The organism is Brevibacterium sp. W7.2, assembly GCF_018137945.1.
In the GTDB taxonomy this organism is placed as follows: domain Bacteria; phylum Actinomycetota; class Actinomycetes; order Actinomycetales; family Brevibacteriaceae; genus Brevibacterium; species Brevibacterium sanguinis.
Map to the genome: position 1 here is coordinate 694,733 of NZ_CP073089.1, position 18,709 is coordinate 713,441.

Annotated in this window: 14 protein-coding genes; 13 read left to right on the top strand and 1 reads right to left on the bottom strand. The window is 68.0% G+C overall.

Features of this window, described 5'->3' with window-relative positions:
- The first annotated feature begins 2 nt into the window (after nucleotides 1-2).
- The 12 genes from ugpC (at nucleotide 3) to J9315_RS03055 (ending at nucleotide 14,981) form a co-directional block, all read left to right on the top strand.
- The gene (ugpC, locus tag J9315_RS02995) at nucleotides 3-1,073 is read left to right on the top strand and encodes a sn-glycerol-3-phosphate ABC transporter ATP-binding protein UgpC (protein ID WP_211978776.1); all 1,071 of its coding nucleotides are present in this window, start codon (nucleotides 3-5) and stop codon (nucleotides 1,071-1,073) included.
- Between the two features lie 173 nt (nucleotides 1,074-1,246).
- The gene (locus J9315_RS03000; protein ID WP_249121006.1) at nucleotides 1,247-3,115 is read left to right on the top strand and encodes an ABC transporter substrate-binding protein; all 1,869 of its coding nucleotides are present in this window, start codon (nucleotides 1,247-1,249) and stop codon (nucleotides 3,113-3,115) included.
- 119 nt (nucleotides 3,116-3,234) lie between these two features.
- Nucleotides 3,235-4,359: an ABC transporter permease gene (locus tag J9315_RS03005; RefSeq protein WP_249121007.1), complete on the top strand. Its 1,125-nt coding sequence runs from the start codon at nucleotides 3,235-3,237 to the stop codon at nucleotides 4,357-4,359.
- Nucleotides 4,359-5,399 (top strand): ABC transporter permease, encoded by a 1,041-nt coding sequence (locus J9315_RS03010; protein WP_198499635.1) that lies wholly within the window; start codon nucleotides 4,359-4,361, stop codon nucleotides 5,397-5,399. Before J9315_RS03005 ends, J9315_RS03010 begins: the two co-directional genes overlap by 1 nt.
- Nucleotides 5,396-7,174, top strand: a complete 1,779-nt coding sequence (locus J9315_RS03015; protein WP_198499634.1) for an ABC transporter ATP-binding protein — start codon at nucleotides 5,396-5,398, stop codon at nucleotides 7,172-7,174. Before J9315_RS03010 ends, J9315_RS03015 begins: the two co-directional genes overlap by 4 nt.
- The gene (locus tag J9315_RS17410) at nucleotides 7,171-8,478 is read left to right on the top strand and encodes an LD-carboxypeptidase (protein ID WP_232623700.1); all 1,308 of its coding nucleotides are present in this window, start codon (nucleotides 7,171-7,173) and stop codon (nucleotides 8,476-8,478) included. The genes J9315_RS03015 and J9315_RS17410 overlap by 4 nt, the downstream gene beginning before the upstream one ends.
- 64 nt (nucleotides 8,479-8,542) lie before the next feature.
- Nucleotides 8,543-9,355 (top strand): serine hydrolase, encoded by an 813-nt coding sequence (locus tag J9315_RS03030; protein ID WP_198499633.1) that lies wholly within the window; start codon nucleotides 8,543-8,545, stop codon nucleotides 9,353-9,355.
- 103 nt (nucleotides 9,356-9,458) lie between these two features.
- Nucleotides 9,459-10,610 (top strand): DUF819 family protein, encoded by a 1,152-nt coding sequence (locus tag J9315_RS03035; protein WP_211978777.1) that lies wholly within the window; start codon nucleotides 9,459-9,461, stop codon nucleotides 10,608-10,610.
- Between the two features lie 384 nt (nucleotides 10,611-10,994).
- Nucleotides 10,995-12,023 (top strand): dipeptidase, encoded by a 1,029-nt coding sequence (locus J9315_RS03040; protein WP_211978778.1) that lies wholly within the window; start codon nucleotides 10,995-10,997, stop codon nucleotides 12,021-12,023.
- A complete protein-coding gene (locus J9315_RS03045) occupies nucleotides 12,020-12,913 on the top strand; it encodes a type 1 glutamine amidotransferase (protein WP_232623699.1) in 894 nt (297 codons plus the stop codon). Before J9315_RS03040 ends, J9315_RS03045 begins: the two co-directional genes overlap by 4 nt.
- Before the next feature lie 42 nt (nucleotides 12,914-12,955).
- Nucleotides 12,956-14,386 carry an APC family permease gene (locus J9315_RS03050; RefSeq protein ID WP_198499630.1) on the top strand — a complete coding sequence of 477 codons (1,431 nt, stop codon included), beginning with the start codon at nucleotides 12,956-12,958 and terminating at the stop codon, nucleotides 14,384-14,386.
- A 199-nt stretch (nucleotides 14,387-14,585) separates the two neighbouring features.
- A complete protein-coding gene (locus tag J9315_RS03055) occupies nucleotides 14,586-14,981 on the top strand; it encodes a universal stress protein (protein WP_198499629.1) in 396 nt (131 codons plus the stop codon).
- A gap of 127 nt (nucleotides 14,982-15,108) precedes the next feature.
- Here the strand turns inward: J9315_RS03055 and J9315_RS03060 are convergent, their stop codons facing one another.
- On the bottom strand, nucleotides 15,109-16,179 hold the full coding sequence (locus J9315_RS03060) for an NAD(P)/FAD-dependent oxidoreductase (RefSeq protein WP_198499628.1): 1,071 nt from the start codon (nucleotides 16,177-16,179) through the stop codon (nucleotides 15,109-15,111).
- A gap of 237 nt (nucleotides 16,180-16,416) precedes the next feature.
- On the opposite strand from J9315_RS03060, the gene J9315_RS03065 reads away from it, so the two are divergent.
- On the top strand, nucleotides 16,417-18,645 hold the full coding sequence (locus J9315_RS03065) for an HNH endonuclease signature motif containing protein (RefSeq protein ID WP_211978779.1): 2,229 nt from the start codon (nucleotides 16,417-16,419) through the stop codon (nucleotides 18,643-18,645).
- Nucleotides 18,646-18,709: the final 64 nt, after the last annotated feature.

Below are 18,709 nucleotides of genomic sequence, written 5' to 3' on the forward strand. Positions count from 1 at the left end.
CCATGGCGACAGTGACATATGACAGCGCGAGTCGGGTCTATCAGCCCGGCCGGAAGCCCGCAGTCGACGGTCTCGACCTCCACGTCGAGGACGGCGAGTTCATCGTTCTCGTCGGACCGTCCGGCTGTGGCAAGTCCACGAGCCTGCGGATGCTGGCGGGCCTCGAAGAGGTGAGCGACGGACGGATCCTCATCGGCGACCGAGACATCACCGATGTCCCTCCCAACGAACGGGACATCGCCATGGTGTTCCAGAACTACGCTCTCTATCCGCACATGAGTGTGGGAGACAACATGGGCTTCGCCCTCAAGATCGCCGGGGTTCCCGCTGCGCAGCGCAGAGCCCGTGTCCGCGATGCCGCAGAGCTGCTCGACCTCGGCGAATACCTCGACCGAAAGCCCAAAGCGCTGTCGGGCGGACAGCGACAGAGGGTGGCGATGGGAAGGGCCATCGTGCGAGAGCCCAGGGTGTTCCTCATGGACGAGCCGCTGTCGAATCTCGATGCCAAACTGCGCGTGCAGATGCGCTCGCAGATCGCTTCGCTGCAGTCGCGTCTCGGGGTCACCACTGTGTACGTCACCCACGATCAGACGGAAGCACTGACGATGGGGGACAGGATCGCGGTCCTCAACGACGGTCAGCTGCAGCAGGTCGACTCTCCGTCGGTGATGTACTCGCGACCGGCGAATGTCTTCGTGGCGGGGTTCATCGGTTCGCCTGCGATGAACCTCGTGCAGGCGGAGAAGATGGAAGCCGGTGCCGTCTTCGGTGACGCGGTCATCCCGGTGCCCAGGGAGGCGCTGCAGGCATCCTCCGGGGACACCATCACGGTGGGGATCAGACCGGAGGACCTTCGACTGGGCGAGCGCGGAATTCGCCTGCGAGTGGAAATGGTGGAGGTGCTCGGTGCGGACACCTTCGTCCACGGTCGACCTGCCGATGCCGGGGAGGCGGAGTTGGTCGTCGTCCGAGTGCCCACGGAGCGCGCTCCGCGCAAGGGTGAGACGATCCGCGCGCACCCGGACCCGGAGAGGCTTCACCTCTTCGATGCCGAATCGGGGATCAGGCTCTAGGGTCATGTCCTCGCCGAGGCGGGGGAACCGGCGATCTCGCCGCCCTGATCCGGTGGTCCGGCCCTACGGTGCAGTAGGAAAGGGAGCGAGCCACGGCGCGCATTTCCGTCCCTCAGCCCGCATTGCGTCCTAGGATGAGATGTGAGCAGGGTCTCACCTGCGCCGATGGTTCGATGACGACCGGAAGGACGATGATGTTCACCCACAGCACGCTGCGCAGGGGGCTCGGCAGAACGGTCGCGGGACTTGCCGCGATCGCGCTCGCCGCCGGGCTGGCGACGGCACCGGCAAGCGCTCAGACGACAGAACCCCAACCGACCGACGGCGGCACCGCGGATGCGACGACGCTGCGCATCGCCACCGACGGCTTCATCGACTCATTCAACCCGTTCACCTCCTTCTACCTCCTCCCGACGAACACCTTCCGCTACATGTACGAGAACCTCGTCGCCAACGACGCGAAGGACGGTTCGATCACCGAGGGCCTGGCGACCGAATGGTCGACCGACGACGACGGCAAGGTGTGGACGTACAGCATCCGCCCGGACATGAAGTGGTCCGACGGTCAACCCCTGACGGCGAACGACGTCGCGTGGACCTACACGCAGATGATGGAGAACGAGGATCTCGCGGTCGCCAACGGCAGCCTCGTCGAGAACTTCGAGAAGGTCGAAGCGCCCGACGACGGGACCGTCGTCATCACGCTGAAGAACCCGCAGGCGAACAATCCCGGCCAGGAGATCCCCATCGTCCCCGAGCACATCTGGTCGACAATCGACAACCCGGGCGAGTTCAAGAACGATGCGAACACCGTCGGCTCGGGACCCTTCCAGCTCGAGAGCTACGAGGCGAACAAATCGGTCACGCTCAAGGCCAACCCGAACTTCTGGCGCGGCAAGCCCAAGCTCGACGGCATCCAGTACCGGTACTACACGAACTCCGACGCTCAGGTGCAGGCCGTCCGCTCGGGTGAGGTCGACATGATCACCCTGCTCTCCCCGGAGCAGTTCACCGCCCTCGAAGGCGCCGACGGCGTCGAACTCAACGACGGCCGCGGCCGCCGCTTCAACAGCATCTCCATCAACTCCGGCCTCGCCGACGCCGAGGGCAAGGAGTTCGGCACCGGCAACGAGGCGCTCAAGGACGTGAAGGTCCGGCAGGCGATCCGCGCCGGCATCGACACCGAGACTCTGCGCAAGCAGGTCATGCAGGACTACGCCCAGCCCGCGACGAGCTTCATCCCCTCGGTGTACTCGACCTGGGCTCTGCCCGCCGATGACCCTGTGATCACCGGGTTCGACGTCGAGAAGGCGAAATCCCTCCTCGACGAAGCCGGGTGGACCCCCGGTGCCGACGGAATCCGGGAGAAGGACGGCAAGAAGCTCGAACTCCGCTTCCTCACCGACGCTGCCGAGCCGATCGAGCAGAACACCGCGAAGTTCCTCGAGCCGTGGATGAAGGACATCGGCATCCAGCTGAAGAACGAATCGAGCGACTCCGACACCGTCTCCGAGCTCACCACGAAGGGCGACTACGACCTCTACTTCTCCGGCTGGTCGATCAACCCCGATCCGGACTACCAGCTGAGCATCAACACGTGCGGCAACCGCCCCGACGCCGAAGGCAACGGCGGCACCACGCAGGACGGCTACTGCAACCCCGAGTTCGACAAGCTCTACCAGGCCCAGCACATCGAACTCGACGAGGGCAAGCGCGCCGACCTCGTCCGTCAGGCCCTCGAGATCAACTACGAGGACACTCCCTCGATCGTGCTCTGGTACCCCAACCAGCTCGAGGCCTACCGCGCGGACAAGTTCACCGGCTTCACGAAGCAGCCGAGCGACGGCGGTGCAATCGCCAACCAGGTCGGCTACTGGGGTTACACCTCGGTCGAACCCGCGAGCGAAGCCGCCGGTGCCTCTGAGGGAGGCGGACTGAGCGCGGGCGCCTGGATCGGCATCGCGATCGCCGTCATCGTCGGCGGTGGCGGAGTCCTCTGGTTCGCCACCCGCGGGCGCAGGAACGCCGACGACCGCGAGTAGTCGACCCGTCCCACCTCGGCCGCTCCGGTCACCGCCGGCAGACCACGCACCGGACCACACTGCACGAGCACCACCGCGGCGGTGGCCGGAGCGGCCCCCTCTCCATCAGGAGCGCACCCGTGACAGCATCGACGAACAATCCCTCCGGTCCCGGCGATCCCGGGACCTCGCACCCCGGCACCAGCGGACCCGGCACCACCGGCCCCGCCAGCACGGGCCCCGCCGTCGACGGTCTCGGCACCCCCATCGACACCGACGAACCGCCGAAGAGCGCCTCGTTCGCCGCGTACTTCCTCCGCAAACTCGGCGGCTCGGCGATCTCGATGGTCCTCGTCATCGTCCTCGGCTTCTTCGCCTTCCGGCTGCTGCCCGGCGACCCGGTCCTCAAGATCGCCAAGGAACGGCCGATGAGCCCGGCCCAGATCGCCGAGCTGCGCAGCCAATACGGCCTCGACAAACCGCTCATCGTCCAGTTCTGGGACTACCTCGTCGGCATCGTCACGGGCAACCTCGGCGAGAGCTACGTCTACCGCAAACCCGTGTCCGCGCTCATCGGCGAATACCTCGGCCCGACCCTGCTCCTCACCGCCACCGCCGCGGTCATCGCGATCGTGCTTGGCCTCTGGCTCGGACAGCTCTCGGCGTGGCGGCGCAACTCGCTCTTCGACAAGCTCGCCTCCTCCACCGCCATCGTCTTCTGGTCGGTCCCGACGTTCTGGCTCGGCCTCATCCTCCTCATGGTCTTCGGCGGCACCCTCCAATGGCTGCCGACCGGCGGGATGATCACGCCCGGACTCGACCCGTGGTCACCGGAGGCGATCATCGACGTCATCCGCCACCTCATCCTCCCGGTCATCACCCTCGTCGCCGTCGTCTACGCGCAGTTCCTCATGGTCATGCGCGCCTCCCTCATCGAGGAGATGTCCGAGGACTACCTCACGACCGCCCGCGCGAAGGGCCTCACCGAGGACGAAGTCCGCCGCCGACATGCCGTGCCCAACGCGCTCCTGCCCACGGTCACGGTCGTCTTCCTCCACCTCGGCGGACTCATCGCCGGTGCCGTCACCGTCGAAGCGATCTTCTCCTGGCCGGGCCTCGGCAAACTCACCTTCGACGCGATCAGCGGCCCCGACCTGCCCCTCCTCCAGGGCACGTTCGTCGTGTTCTCCGCGATCATCATCGTCATGAACCTCGCCGCCGACCTCGTCTACCGCTGGCTCGATCCGAGAGTGAGGAGAGCGTGATGGACAACGATCACCGCGCCGAGGCGGCCCCCGGAACCGCATCGACCCCGGGCACCCAGCCCGCATCGTCCCCGACGACCGGGTCCGCACAGTCCCCGGGCACCGAGCCCGGACGGTCTGCTGCCACCCGCGGCGGTGCCGCCGGCTTCGACAGTGCGAAGCTCGTCCGCGAACGCCGTCTGCGCAGTCTCCGCCGCAACTGGCGCGCCTTCCGCACCGACACCCCGGCGATGATCGGGGCGATCGTCCTCCTCCTCTTCGTCCTCATGGCGATCTTCGCTCCCGTCATCGCTCCGGCCTCGATGCTCGACGTGACGAAGCAGCTCGACGTTCCGCGCTACGCCCCGCCGAGCCTCGCCCACCCGCTCGGCACCGACGACCTCGGCCGCGAGATCTGGGCGCGCATCGTCTGGGGCTCGCGCGTCTCCCTCCTCGTCGGCGTCGCCGCGACCCTGATGTCGATGGTCATCGGCACGCTCATGGGCTTGGCCGGCGGACACTTCACCGGCATCGTCGGGGCCGTCGTCATGCGCCTCATCGACTTCTTCCTCGTCCTGCCCTCCCTGCTGCTCGCCATCGTCCTCTCCACCGTCCTCGACCGCGGGGTCTTCACGATCGTCGTCGCGATCGGCATCGCCTCGTGGGCGTCGACGGCCCGGATCGTGCGCTCGCAGACCCTCAGCGTCGAATCCCGGCTCTACATCGAACGGGCGCGCATCCTCGGTGCCGGACATCGGCACATCCTCGTCAAGCACCTGCTGCCCGCGGTCATGCCGCTCGTGCTCGCGAACACGACGCTCATGGTCGGCAGCGCGATCATCGCGGAGTCGACGCTCGCGTTCCTCGGCCTCGGGGACCCGGGTTCGGAATCGTGGGGGACGATCCTCAAGAACTCGATGGACGCCTCGGCGGCGACCTCGGGATACTGGTGGTACGTGCTGCCGCCGGGCATCGCGATCCTCCTCGTCGTCCTCGCGTTCACGATGGTCGGCCGGGCGCTCGAAGCGATCATCAATCCGACCCTGAGGAGCAGCCGATGACCGATCTCAGCTTCGACGACGTCTCGATCACCTACCGCTCCTCGTCCTCGCGCGGCGACGTGCCCGCCGTCATCGACGTCAGCCTCGACCTGCCGAGCGGGTCGACCCTCGGCATCGCCGGTGAGTCGGGCTCGGGGAAGTCGACGCTCGTGATGTCCGCGCTGCGGCTGCTGCCGAAGTCGGCGAAGGTGACCGGGCACGTCCGCCTCGGCGGCCAGGACATCTCCGATCTCAGCTTCGGGCAGATCCGTGCAGTGCGCTGGGCGCAGGCGTCGATCGTCTTCCAGGGCGCACTCCACTCCCTCAACCCCGTCCGCCGGGTCGGCCGGCAGATCATCGAAGCCCTCGAACACCACGCCAAGGGCACGTGGACGACGCCCGAGAAGCGTCGGGCGCGGATGCTCGAGCTCCTCCGCGAGGTCGACCTCGACCCGGCGAAGGCCGAGGCCTACCCGCACGAGCTCTCGGGCGGGCAGAAGCAGCGGATCATGATCGCGATGGCGCTTGCGTGCGAACCCGACATCATCATCGCCGACGAGCCGACCACCGCCCTCGACGTCATCGTGCAGAAGCAGATCCTCACCGGGCTCGCCGACCTCGTCGCCGACCGCGGCATCTCGCTGCTGATGATCAGCCACGATCTCGCCGTGCTCTCCGCGGTGTGCGAGAACCTCGCGATCATGAAGGACGGCCGGATCGTCGAATACGGTCCCAGCGACGACGTGTGCCTGCGCCCCCGGGAGGAGTACACCAAGCAGCTGGCCGGGGCGTTCCCGCAGATCGGGGACGAGGAGTCGCGGCTGCGTCCGCGGACCGCCAAACCCGCCGAGGTGCGGCTGACCGACCCGTTCACGATGACCGACGAGGTGGTGCTCGAGGCGCAGAACCTCAGCGTCACCTTCGACACCCGGCAGGGTCGGGAGAGAGCCGTCCACGGCGTCGACCTCGCCCTGCGCAGGGCCGAGATCCTCGCCGTCGTCGGTCAGTCGGGGTCGGGGAAGACGACGCTGGCGCGCTCACTCCTCGGTCTGCAGGAGACCGACCCGGGATCGCGGATCGCCTTCGCCGGCCGGCCGCTGCCGACGAAGGCCAAGGACCTGCGGGCATTCCGACGCCAGGTGCAGATGGTCCTCCAGGACCCGTCGGGGTCGCTCAATCCGAAGCGCAGCGTCTACGAAGCCGTCGCCGAGGGACTCCAGGTCCAGGGGCTGACCGAGGACGAGTACGCGAAGGTCATCGGAGCGCTCGAGGCCGCGGAACTGACCCCGGCTGCGGACTACCTCGAGTCGATTCCGCAGGAGCTCTCCGGCGGTCAGCGGCAGCGCGTCGTCATCGCCGGTGCCCTCGCGCTCGACCCACAGGTCCTCCTCGCCGACGAGCCGGTCGCCTCCCTCGACGCCTCGGTGCGCGGAGAGATCCTCTCCCTCTTCCTCGCGCTGAAGAAGAACCTCGGGATGAGTGCGCTCATCATCACCCACGACCTGGGCCTGGCCTGGAACATCGCTGATACGGTGGCGGTGATGAAGCAGGGAGAGATCGTCGAATACGGACCCGTCGACACGGTCCTCGCCGACCCCCAGCACGCCTACACGCGCGAACTCCTCGCCGCCGTGCCCCGCCTGGGCAGCCAGAGCCTCGTCCGGTCGGGTGCGACGGTGCCGGGAGGTGCTGCGTCGTCGGATGGCGCGGCACCGGGTGTGACCGCACCAGACGCCACCGCGCAGGGCGTCTCGGCGCAGCGGACCGCGGATCCTGCGGGAACCGACGACGCATGACCAGCCCCTACCTCGATTCCGCGCCTCTGGTCCCCGGGGACACCGTGCGTCTCATCGCCCCCTCGGGCCCCGCGGACGAGGACTCGCTGCAGCGGGCGATCTCCCAGCTCGAGGCGTGGGGTCTCAACGTCGTACCGGGCGCTCATCTGCGCGCCCGGCATCCGCGCGTCAACTACCTCGCCGGCACCGATGAGCAGCGCCGCGCCGACCTCGTCGACGCGTGGTGCGACCCCACGGCCGCGGCGGTCATCGCACTGCGCGGGGGCTACGGGGCGATGCGACTGCTCGACGGCCTCGACTTCGCCCACCTGGCCCGCCACGGACTGCGCCCCGACGGACGACCCAAGCTGCTCACCGGGTCCTCGGACATCACCGCGCTTCACCAGGCCTGGGACCACCACCTCGGCGTCGCGACGCTCTTCTGTCCGATGCCCGGCAACGACCCGTTCAAGGAGTCGACCGTCGTCCCCGCCGAGGTGGCCTCGTGGCTCTTCGCCCCCTGGGGCGGGCGCGAACTCGGCTTCCCGCCCGACGCGACCGGGGCCCCGGACGCACAGACCTCGAACCCCGGCACTCCGGAGGAAGCCGCACACGCGCACCCCAGCGCCCCCGGCGGCGCCGCTCGGCCCGAATCGAGGACGCAAAGTGTCGATGCGGGGCGCGAGAATCGACACTCTGCGTCCGGGAGATCGCCAGCGGACGCCACCGCCTCGCGAACCGGCGCTGCCGGCGACGACTCGAGGACGAAATGGTCGGAGAATTCGGCCGATTCTCGGACCATTTCGTCCTGGGGATTGCGGGACTCGCGCTCGCAGGCCCAGTCGGACGGCACGTCCGCGGACACCACGTCTGCGGACACCACTCCAGTCACTCGCGCGCGGACACTCGTGCCGGGCACGGCGGTCGGGCGGTTCGTCGGCGGCAACCTCAGTCTCGTCGCGGCGGGCCTGGGCAGCCCGGAACTTGCCGACGTCCGCACCCGGCGTGCGACTCGAGGACCGGCGATCGCGATGCTCGAGGACGTCGATGAAGAGCTCTACCGTCTCGACAACCTCCTCGTCCAGCTCGTCCGCGGCGGGTGGTTCGCCTCGGCGGATGCCCTCGTCCTCGGGTCGTGGATCGACTGCGCGCCGATCGACGAGATCGAGGCTCTCGTCCTCGACTTCCTCGGCGAGGCGGGGATCCCGATCGTCTCGGAGATGGGGTTCGGCCACGACCCCGATGCGCCGAGCACCCCGCTCGGCGTCGACGTGAGACTCGAGGCGCGGATGGGGCAGCGGCCGCGGATGTGGGTCGAACGATGAGCGATAACAGACGGATGAACGAACAGAGACGGATCAACGAGCAGAGAAGTCGGAGGGCGACGAGATGAATGAGACGACGAGCGACATCGGCTTCGACAGTTTGCCCGGGGTGCGCTTCAGCGCGCTCGCCTTCGACGTCGACAGCGGGGAGCGGGTCTTCGCGCACCATGCCGAGGACGAGCTCGACACCGCGAGCATGGGCAAGGTCTTCCTCCTCCACACAGCTCTGCAGATGTCCGTCGACGGGACGCTCGACCTCGCGGAGCGGCTGAGCCGCAGACCATCGGAGCGCGTCGACGAGTCGGGCATCTGGTACCTCATGGAGCAGAACGACCTGAGCATCTACGACGTCGCGGTCCTCATCGGGGCGTTCAGCGACAACTTCGCGACCAACGTCCTCATCCGCCGCGTCGGACTCGAGAACGTCGCCCGGCAGGTCGCCGCACTCGGCTACCGGAACTCCGGGCTCCATGACTTCCTCCGCTGGCCGCGGCCCGCGCAGGCCCCGCGCACCCTGTCGACCGGCACCGCCGCCGAGCTCAGCGACTTCATGGCCCGCCACGCCGCGGACGAGTTCTGGGACGAGTCGACGAATGAGATCTTCCGTCGCTGGCTGGGTGCCGGCGCGGACACCTCGATGGTCGCCTCGGCGTTCGACCTCGATCCGCTCGCCCACTACCACTATCAGCGTGATGTCTGGGTGTGGAACAAGACCGGGACGGACAGTTCGATCCGCGCGGACGCGGGCATCGTCATGACGCCTCGGCGCCGGGTCGCCTACGCGGTCTTCGCGAACTGGGAGAAGGGGACGGACCGCGTCGTCGAGGTCATGCCGGTCATGCGCGCCGCCGGTGACGCCATCCACCGCTTCCTCTGACAGCGCCACCGACCACCCAGCGCCACCGGCTACCAAGCCCAGCCACCCGCCCAGCACCACTGACAACCCAGCCCCACTGCTTCCCCGACTGAAGGACCACCCCATGATCTCCGACGGCTTCCTCTTCATCAGCGTGCTCATCGCGATCGCCGCCGCCCTCGTCATCGCCGGCCACAGCGGCCGCTTCCGGATCTTCGCCTACGTGCCCGGCTTCGTCTTCCTCTACATCATCGCGGCCCTGCTCAACACGGTCGGCGTCTTCGACCACTCCGACTCCGTCACCGAGGTGGGCGACGGCCTGCGCACGGCCCTGCTGCCGGCGATGATCCTCCTTCTCCTCTTCAAGTGCGACATCCGGCAGATCATCCGGCTCGGTCCCAAGCTGCTCCTCACGTTCGCCGTGACCGCCGCGAGCATCGTCGCCGGCTTCCTCGTCAGCTATCTCATCCTCCGCTCGGTCCTCGACCCCGAGGCGTGGAAGGCGCTCGGTGCCCTGAACGCGTCGTGGACGGGCGGGTCGGCGAACATGGTCGCGGTGCAGGAGATCCTCCAGGCGCCCGAGGACGTCTTCGGGTACGTGCTCATCGTCGACACCGTCATCTACTCGTTCTGGCTGCTGCTGATCTTCTCGTCCGTGACGGTCTCCGACCGCTTCAACCGCCAGACGAAGGCGGACACCTCGAAGCTCGAGGTCGCCTCGACGGCCGAGGACGAGGAGAAGCCGCTGACGATGCCCGCGCTCTTCGGGCTCCTCGGATTCGCCCTTCTCGTCTCCGCCCTCGCGATCCGAGCGGGCGAGCTGCTGCCGGAGATCGGCACCGTCATCAACGCCTCGACGTGGACGATCCTCATCGTCAGCGTCCTCGGGCTCATCATCGGCTCGACGCGGTTCGGCCGGGTGCGCGGCTCGAGCGAACTCGCAACGATCATGCTCTACATCATCATCGGCATCATCGCCTCGGGCTCCGACTTCACCTCGCTCACGCAGGCCCCGCTCTACCTCGTCGCCGGTCTCATCGTCATCGTCGTCCACGCCGCCATCATGCTCGTCTACGCGAAGCTGACGAAGACCGAGCTCTTCAGCATCGCCGTGGCGAGCACCGCGAACATCGGCGGCATCGCCTCGGCGCCGGTGGTGGCCGGGGCATTCAATCGCCAGCTCGTGCCCGTCGGCGTGCTCTTCGCGCTCATGGGAACGTTCCTCGGGACCTTCCTCGGCCTCGCCTCGGCGCAGATCATGTCCGGCCTCGGGTGACGCGGAGCGCCGGCCCTGCCGCGCCGCCACAGGACTCGCCCCGCCACCCTGCGCCGGGGCATCACGTCCGGCCGGCGCGCGGTGCGGTGCGGACTCTCCCGACCGCAGGCCCTGCCGACCCCAGGCCCGCTCGATCAAGCGGCAGTGCGGATGTGGGCGCGTGCACGGACACAGATCCGCGCTGCCGCTTGATCGGGGCACCGGAGGCGTAACCTGGGCGTACGCACGCGCCCACTGCCCGCGACCACGCAACGACTAGCCCGACCCCGCGACAAGCCCCACCCGACGACAAGCCTGACCCTGCGACAAGCCCCACCCGACGACAAGCCCCCACCCCGCGACCACCTCGGCGAGGATCGCCCTCCCCGCCGCGAAAGGACACAGATGAGCATCGACGTCTTCGACGGACACAACGACCTCGCATGGTGGTTGCGGGAGGAGCGCGACTACAGCGTCGACGGGCTCAACGACCCGCAGATCTCGCCGTTCACGACGATGGATCAGCTGCGGGACGGTCATGTCGCCGCGCAGTTCTGGTCGGTGTACGTCCATTCGTCGATCACCGGGGCCGACGCCGTCGTCGCGACGTGGGAGCAGATCGACGCGGTCCGCCGCTTCGTCGCCGCGTACCCCGAGCGTCTGAAGTTCACCCGCACCGCCGCCGAGGTGGCCGCCGCCCGGGATGCCGGCCGCGTCGCCTCGCTCATGGGCGTCGAGGGCGGCCAGCAGATCGACGAATCGCTGGCGATGCTGCGCAGCTATGCCCGCGCGGGCGCGCGGTACATGACGCTGACATGGTCGACGACGCATTCGTGGGCGGACTCGGCGACCGATGAACCCCGGCACGACGGCCTCACCGCCTTCGGCCGCGAGGTCGTGGCGGAGATGAACCGGATCGGCATGATCGTCGACCTCTCCCACGTCGCGCCAAGCGTCATGCACCAGTCCCTCGACCTCAGCACGCTGCCGGTGATCTTCAGCCATTCGTGCGCCCGCGGCCTCAACCCGCACCCGCGCAACATCCCCGACGACGTCCTCGACCGCCTGCCCGGCAACGGGGGAGTGGCGATGATGACCTTCGTCCCGTCGTTCGTCTCGCGCGAACGCTGGGACTGGGCGGAGGCCGGGGAGGCCGGCACCGCGCCTAAGGTGACCGTGGCCGATGTCGCCGACCACTGCGACTACGTGCGCGAGCGGATCGGCATCGACCACGTCGGGCTCGGCGGGGACATCTGCGGCGTCGATGAGCTGCCGATCGGACTCGGCGACGCCGGCCAGTACCCGAACCTCTTCGCCGAACTCTCCCGCCGAGGCTGGTCGGAGCCGGACCTGCGCAAGCTCGGCTTCGACAACGTCATGCGCGTTCTCGAGGCGCACGAGGACGCGTACGTGTCGTTCCTGGGGGAGTCGTGACAAGGACTGCGGCTGGGGCCGGAGTGGGGGCTGGGGCGGGCGCCGGGGCGACCACCGCCGTCACCGCGACCACCGAGGCGGCCGCCGGCGTCACCGCGACCACCGCGGCGGCCGACGTCGCTGCGACCACCGAGGCTGCGCCGGGCACCGCCTCCACTCCGACCCAGCCGAGTTCACCCGCACCCCGCGTCCTCGTCATCGTCAACGACGTCGACTCCCCGCCGGGGAAGTTCGCCGACTGGCTCGCCGAGGCCGGCATCGACGCCGACGTCCGCATCGCTCCCGAGACCGGGGTGCCCGAACCGACCGAGCTCGACCGCGTCGACGGCCTCATCCTCCTCGGCGGCGGACTCATGCCCGACGAGACCGACCGCGCTCCCTGGCTGCGCGGCGAAGCCGACCTCGTCCGTCGCGCACTCGACAACGACCTCCCGCAGCTGGGCGTCTGCCTCGGCGGGCAGCTCATCGCCCACGTCGCCGGCGGCACCGTGCAGGCGCAGTCGGGAACCCCGGAGAAGGGGTACACATGGATCGACCTCACCGAGGCGGCCGCCGAGGATCCCGTGTTCTCCGCGGTGTCCGCGCGGCCCGCGTTCCTCGAGAGCCACGTCGATCGGATCGTCGACCTCCACGCCGAGGCGGTGCTCCTCGCGACGAGCCCAGCGTGCCGCATCCAGGCCTTCCGAATCGGGCGGGCGTGGGGCACGCAGTTCCATCCCGAGGCGACCGCGCAGAATATCTCGCGGTGGGACGAGGAGAAGCTGGCCAAACTGGGGTTTAATAAGGACACACTCGAAAGAGAGGCCGAGGAGCGTGAGGGCGACAGCCTCGTCGAAGCGAAGAGGCTCTTCACCGCGTTCCTCACCGTGGTCCGTGACCAGCGCGGGTGACCGACTGCGGACTGAGCGCCTCGAGACGACTACGGAGGAATCGTGAGTCACAGCGAGACAGCGTCAGCGGACACCTCGAAGGGCGGTGAGCAGCCGGAGACCCTGAAACGGGTGATGGGGCCCAAGCTGCTTCTCCTCTTCATCGTCGGAGACATCCTCGGCACGGGCGTCTACGCCCTGACCGGCACCGTCGCCGGTCAGGTCGGCGGAGCCGGGTGGGCGCCGGTCCTCCTCGCCTTCGCCGTGGCACTCATCACGGCATGCTCGTACATGGAGCTCGTCACGAAGTACCCGCGCGCCGCCGGTGCCGCGCTCTATGCGCACAAGGCGTTCGGGATCCACTTCATCACGTTCCTCGTCGCCTTCGCCGTGCTCAGCTCGGGCATCACCTCGGCGTCGACGGCGTCGAACGTCTTCGCGGCGAACATGGTCGCCGGCTTCGGCTGGGACATCTCGGGCACCGGGGTGATGTGGATCGCGCTCGGCTTCCTCGCCCTCGTCGCGGCGATCAACCTGCGCGGGGTCTCCGAGAGCGTGTGGTTCAACGTCGTCCTCACCCTCATCGAACTCACCGGCCTCCTGCTCGTCATCGTCGTCGGCTTCTTCGCCCTCGGCTCCGGCACCGCCGACTTCTCCCGCGTCGTCGTCTTCGAGACCGCCGAGGACAAGAGCGTGTTCCTCGCGATCACCGGAGCCACAGCGCTCGCCTTCTTCTCGATGGTCGGCTTCGAGGACTCGGTCAACATGGTCGAGGAGACGAAGGATCCGCGGATCTTCCCGAAGATCATGCTCACGGGCCTGTCGATCACCGGCGTCATCTACGTCCTCGTCTCGATCGTCGCCGTGGCGGCCGTCCCGATCGGTCAGCTCGCGACGAGCGAGACCCCGCTCCTCGACGTCGTGCGCGCCGGTGCGCCGGGGATCCCGATCGACGCGATCTTCCCGTTCATGACGATGTTCGCCGTCGCGAACTCGGCGCTCATCAACATGCTCATGGCCAGCCGCCTCCTCTACGGCATGGCGAAGCAGAACGTGCTGCCGCCGGTGTTCGCGAAGGTGCTGAAGAACCGCCGATCGCCGTGGGTGTCGATCATCTTCACGACCCTCATCGCGTTCGCCCTCATCGTCGCGGTGACGAACATCCTGCCCGAGACCGTCACCGCCTCCCTCGGCGGCACGACCTCGCTGCTGCTCCTCACCGTCTTCGCGGTCGTCAACGTCGCAGTGCTCGTGCTGCGCCGCCAACCGGTCGATCACGAGCACTTCCGATCGCCGACCTACCTGCCGTGGCTCGGCGTCTTCACGTGCGCGTTCCTCGTCGGACCGTGGGCGCGCCTCGACGATCTCATCCAGTATCAGATCGCGCTGGCGCTCGTTGGCATCGGCGTGGTCCTCTGGGCGATCACCTGGCTGTGGAACCGCTCGGTCAAGGGCCGCAGCACCCGCTTCCGCCACCCGGACGACCTCACGTGATGACCGTGTCGTCCCGGATCTGCCGGCGGGGGAGCGTCGCCCTCCCCGGTCAGGGTCGTGCGGAAGAGTTCCGACCGCCTCGGCGAGGTCGTGCGAAGCGCTCCGACCGCCTCGGCGAGGCACGACCGAACCCTGCCCCACCTACCCTGCTCACGTCCGCCCGGATCGGGCGGCAGCGAACCGAATGCGAAGGTGAACCATGACCATCATCGTCGGCTACGTCAACACCCCGGACGGGCGCGCGGCCCTCGACACCGCGATCGCGGAGGCGAAGAAGCACGACAGCAGCGTCATCGTCGTCAACGCCTCCAGGCCGGTCGTGCGGCGGGACTCCCACCGCCTCGGTGAGAAGGAGGTCGCGGAGGTGGAGTCCATCCTCGCCGAGGCGGGGGTGAGCGGCGAGATCCGCTCCCCGGGCAGCGAACTCGACCCGGCGGAGCAGATCATCGCCACCGCCGCCGAGGTGGGGGCTCAGCTCGTCGTGCTCGGCACCCGCAAGCGCACCCCGGTGGGCAAATTCCTCCTGGGATCGACGGTCCAGAAGGTCATCATCGACGCCGTGTGCCCCGTGCTCTGCGTCAAGGCGGAGTACTGAGCTGAGGGCTGAGTGCTGGGCTGGGTGCTTGATTGCGGGCTGAGCTGTGCGCCGAGCACTGTGTTGGGTGCCGGGTTGCGCGCTGGGCTGTGTGCCCGTCGGATGAGGTTCCGCCCGGTGACGTGGCTCAGCCGGCGAGGGCGCTCTGGATGAGCTCGTAGTTGATCATCGCGCCGGCCCGCACGCCGCTGGCCGCGCTCGCACCGAGCATCGCAGACATGTCCGCGACGTTCCCGACGGCCCACACACCCGGGACGTCGGTGCGGCCCGTCGGATCCGCGGTGATCGCTGACCCCATGCCGCTCGGATCCTCGACGACCGTGCCGCCGAGCTGGGTGAAGACCTCGCCGTTGGCGCGGAAGAACGGGCCGACGGCCAGCGCTTCGAGGGTGATCGCGGAGGCAGTGAGCGCCGAGGCGGTGGCGGCAGACCTCAGCGTCACCTCGGTGCCCGCCTCGGTCCTGTGCACCGCGTCGACCTGCGCATCGACGAAGGCGATGCCGAGGTTGTCGAGCATCGCCGCCTGCTCGGCCGTCGGCTCCGGCGCAGCGTGCCTGATGAAAGTCACCCGGTCGCTGAGCTGGGAGAACATCATCGCCTGGTGGTACGACAGGGCGGTGGTGCCGATGACGCCGATGCTCTGTCCGCGCACCTCATAGCCGTGGCAGTAGGGGCAGTGGAGGACGGTGTCGCCCCATCCCTCGGCGAGACCGGGGATGTCCGGTAGCTCATCGGTGATGCCGGTGGCGATGACGACGTGCTGCGCAGAGACTTGCACGCCGGCTGAGGTGTCGAGGGTGAATCGATGGGGGCGAGCTGCTTCGGTGGGGGCGCTGTGCGCGCCGGTCACGGTGGGTGCCGCCTCGGCGGGAGCCTGCACATCGGTCGGGGCATTCTCCTGGTGGGGGCGAGCCGCCTCGGCGGGGGTGCTCTGTGCGCCGGTCACGGCGGCGTCGATGAACGTGACTCCGTAACCCTCAGCCTCCGTCCGGCCCTTCGCGACGAGATCGAGCGGGCTGATGCCCTCGTGCCCGAGCACATTGTGGGCATGGGCGCTCGTGCGGTTGCGCGGTGAACCGGCGTCGATGACGACGACCCGGCGCAGGGAGCGCGCCAGCGCGATCGCCGTGGCGAGGCCGGCGGCACCCCCTCCGACGATGGCGACGTCGGCGGTGATGGACTGAGTGGCAGCGGTCATGACAGTTCCCTCGCTTCTGGATGCGGACAGTGCAGAGATCGGTGGACAGGGACCAGTGTGCTCGGAGGCGGTCGTGTCTGCAATCGTGTTTGCGATAACTGCAATAACTGCCCTGTTCTCGGCGGTGCACCGAGGTGAGAGGTGCGAGAAAATCGCTGAGGTAATGAATTCAAACTCGAGAAAATTATCTAAATAATTCGTACATCACTCTTCACATATCCCATCCGCGGATGTAATATGGATCACACAGGAACCACAGGACGACGGACGGACCTCGAGGACATGACCCTCACCCCGGATCGCAGTCGCGATCAACGGAGCGCACGCCGCAAGCGGATGTCGTGCCGCTCGCGTGCGGCCGGAAGTCGGGTTCCGAACGGCAGTCGTCAGCGCAAGCTCGACAGGCGGCGGTCGAGCGGCGATGCTCCCGATTCCGCGGCCGGCCCCGACGCGTGGTGGATCCCTGCGGAGTGCTCAGACTGGGACGAATCGGCCGCCCACCGGCAGAACGATCTCATCGAGCGGCAGCGGGGTGTGCTCGGCTCGCTCGGGCCGGCACCGGCCGACGGCGAGGTGGGGTTGGGCTTCGCCAGCTCGATCTCCGACCGGACCATGCACGACAGGGTGTCCGGACCACCTGCCGAACCCGGCGATCCTTTTCCCGACGAGACGGCGTCGTCCGACCCTGAGAACGTCGACACTGATGTTGCCGACGATGCGCAGTCGACCGTCTCGGCGGTCCACCCTCTGCTCAACGACGAAGCATGGGCCGATCTCTCGTCGCTTGCACCGGAGATGACCGGGAGCATCGAGAGTCTGCGCACGCTCGTCGACGAATTGGAGTGCTTCGCGCGACCGATGGGTCCCGATGAGGCGATCGCGATGCTCGACGGCATCGAGACGATCAACCGCCTCGCCGAAGCGCTCTCAGTCGTCACCCTCTCCGTGTTCCAGCGGGTCGGTGCTCCACGGGACTACGGCGCGAAGTCGACGAGGGACCTCGTGCGGGATCGCTGCGGGGTGTCCTCGCGAGAAGCGTCACGACGCGTCGATCTGGCCGACAATCTGGGCAAGCGGGTGACCACCTCAGGGGAATCGCTCGAACCCGTCAACCCGGCGATCGCTGAGGGACTGCGCTCCGGACGGCTGTCAACGGTGCAGGCCGGTCTGATCACCCGCTTCATCGAAGAGCTTCCACGCTCGGTCACAGAGGCGCAGCGACTCGAAGCGGAGAGCATCCTCGTCGACAAAGCGCCGGCCGTGCACGTCAAAGACTTAAGGATCCTCTTCGACGAGATCCTCAAATGGCTTGATCCCGATGGCGAGCTGCCCAAGGACGACACTCCCCGAGAGGACTTCGCCGTTCATCTGCGCGCCCGCAAGGACGGAACCTGGGATCTCAGGGGTCGCTTGGACGCCGTGGTCGGTGGAATCATGCACGGGCTGCTCACGTCACGCATGCAGTCCGAGTCCGAGAGCGGCGTCGACTCGTGCGCCGACGGCACTCAGCCAGCCGATGGCGAGGAGCCGGGCACGGGCGTGCAGTCAGCCGGTGACGATGTGGGCTCGAGCAGCGATGACGATGCACGTCACGGCGGTGGGGTCAGCAGCAGTGAGGCCATCGGTAACAATGAGGCACACGGCAGCGGTGATCCGACCGGAATTGGAGACCCGAGGCGCAGTGGCGATCCGAGCGCCGACGATGCGGCGGACGACGTCGTCCAACTGTTCTCCGAAGTGCTCTGCGGCGACCGTTACGACGCCGTCGATCCGACTCCGCAGCAGCTTCCTGTCGCGGCGGCCCAGAGTTCGCGGGCCGCGGATGTCCCTGCGGGGTACGGAATGCGCGACGACGGCATCGCTGTGCCCATGGCCGGAGCGCAACCGTCCGTGCGCAACCGCATCTACGAGCGGTTCGCCACGATCATCGGCAGCATCGAAATGGATCACGTCGGAGCAGGTGCCCCGTTCGCGCTCGTCGTCACCGCAAAGGCCGAGGACATCGCCACAGGAAGCGGTCGTGCGACAACCGGAGCCGCCGAGAGCTTCCCCATCGACACCGCTGTCCGCGAAGGACTCAACGGGACCGTCTTCTTCCACCTCATGAGCGAGAAGGGCCGCACAGTGAGCGTCGAGACCGAGAACCGGTACGCCAACAAGAACCAACTGGCGATTCTCGCCGCACGAGACAAAGGCTGCACGTTCCCCGGCTGCGAGACTCCGCCGGGCTGGTGCGAAGCACACCATATCGTGCCGTTCTCCGAGGGCGGCAAGACCAACATCAACAACCTCACCCTCGCGTGCAGCTATCACCACCACCTCATCGACCGAACCGACTGGGAGACGATCATGCTCTTCGACGGCAGGGCCGCGTGGGTGCCTCCGGCGACCATCGACCCTGCGCGACGGCCGATCCTCCACACCCGTTTCATCGCCGACGACATCGCCGACACCCTCTTCGGATAGCAGCGCCACCACGGCATGAGGGGACGGGTGTGCCCTCGCCTCTATCGGACGACGCTCTAATAGT

What these genes read in the sequence shown, in the direction of transcription:
- J9315_RS03000 (WP_249121006.1), top strand. Translation starts at nt 1,247, where the DNA reads ATGACGACCGGAAGGACGATGATGTTCACCCACAGCACGCTGCGCAGG.
- ugpC (WP_211978776.1), top strand. Translation starts at nt 3, where the DNA reads ATGGCGACAGTGACATATGACAGCGCGAGTCGGGTCTATCAGCCCGGC.
- J9315_RS03065 (WP_211978779.1), top strand. Translation starts at nt 16,417, where the DNA reads ATGGATCACACAGGAACCACAGGACGACGGACGGACCTCGAGGACATG.
- J9315_RS17410 (WP_232623700.1), top strand. Translation starts at nt 7,171, where the DNA reads ATGACCAGCCCCTACCTCGATTCCGCGCCTCTGGTCCCCGGGGACACC.
- J9315_RS03055 (WP_198499629.1), top strand. Translation starts at nt 14,586, where the DNA reads ATGACCATCATCGTCGGCTACGTCAACACCCCGGACGGGCGCGCGGCC.
- J9315_RS03010 (WP_198499635.1), top strand. Translation starts at nt 4,359, where the DNA reads ATGGACAACGATCACCGCGCCGAGGCGGCCCCCGGAACCGCATCGACC.
- J9315_RS03060 (WP_198499628.1), bottom strand. Translation starts at nt 16,179, where the DNA reads ATGACCGCTGCCACTCAGTCCATCACCGCCGACGTCGCCATCGTCGGA.
- J9315_RS03040 (WP_211978778.1), top strand. Translation starts at nt 10,995, where the DNA reads ATGAGCATCGACGTCTTCGACGGACACAACGACCTCGCATGGTGGTTG.
- J9315_RS03030 (WP_198499633.1), top strand. Translation starts at nt 8,543, where the DNA reads ATGAATGAGACGACGAGCGACATCGGCTTCGACAGTTTGCCCGGGGTG.
- J9315_RS03015 (WP_198499634.1), top strand. Translation starts at nt 5,396, where the DNA reads ATGACCGATCTCAGCTTCGACGACGTCTCGATCACCTACCGCTCCTCG.
- J9315_RS03035 (WP_211978777.1), top strand. Translation starts at nt 9,459, where the DNA reads ATGATCTCCGACGGCTTCCTCTTCATCAGCGTGCTCATCGCGATCGCC.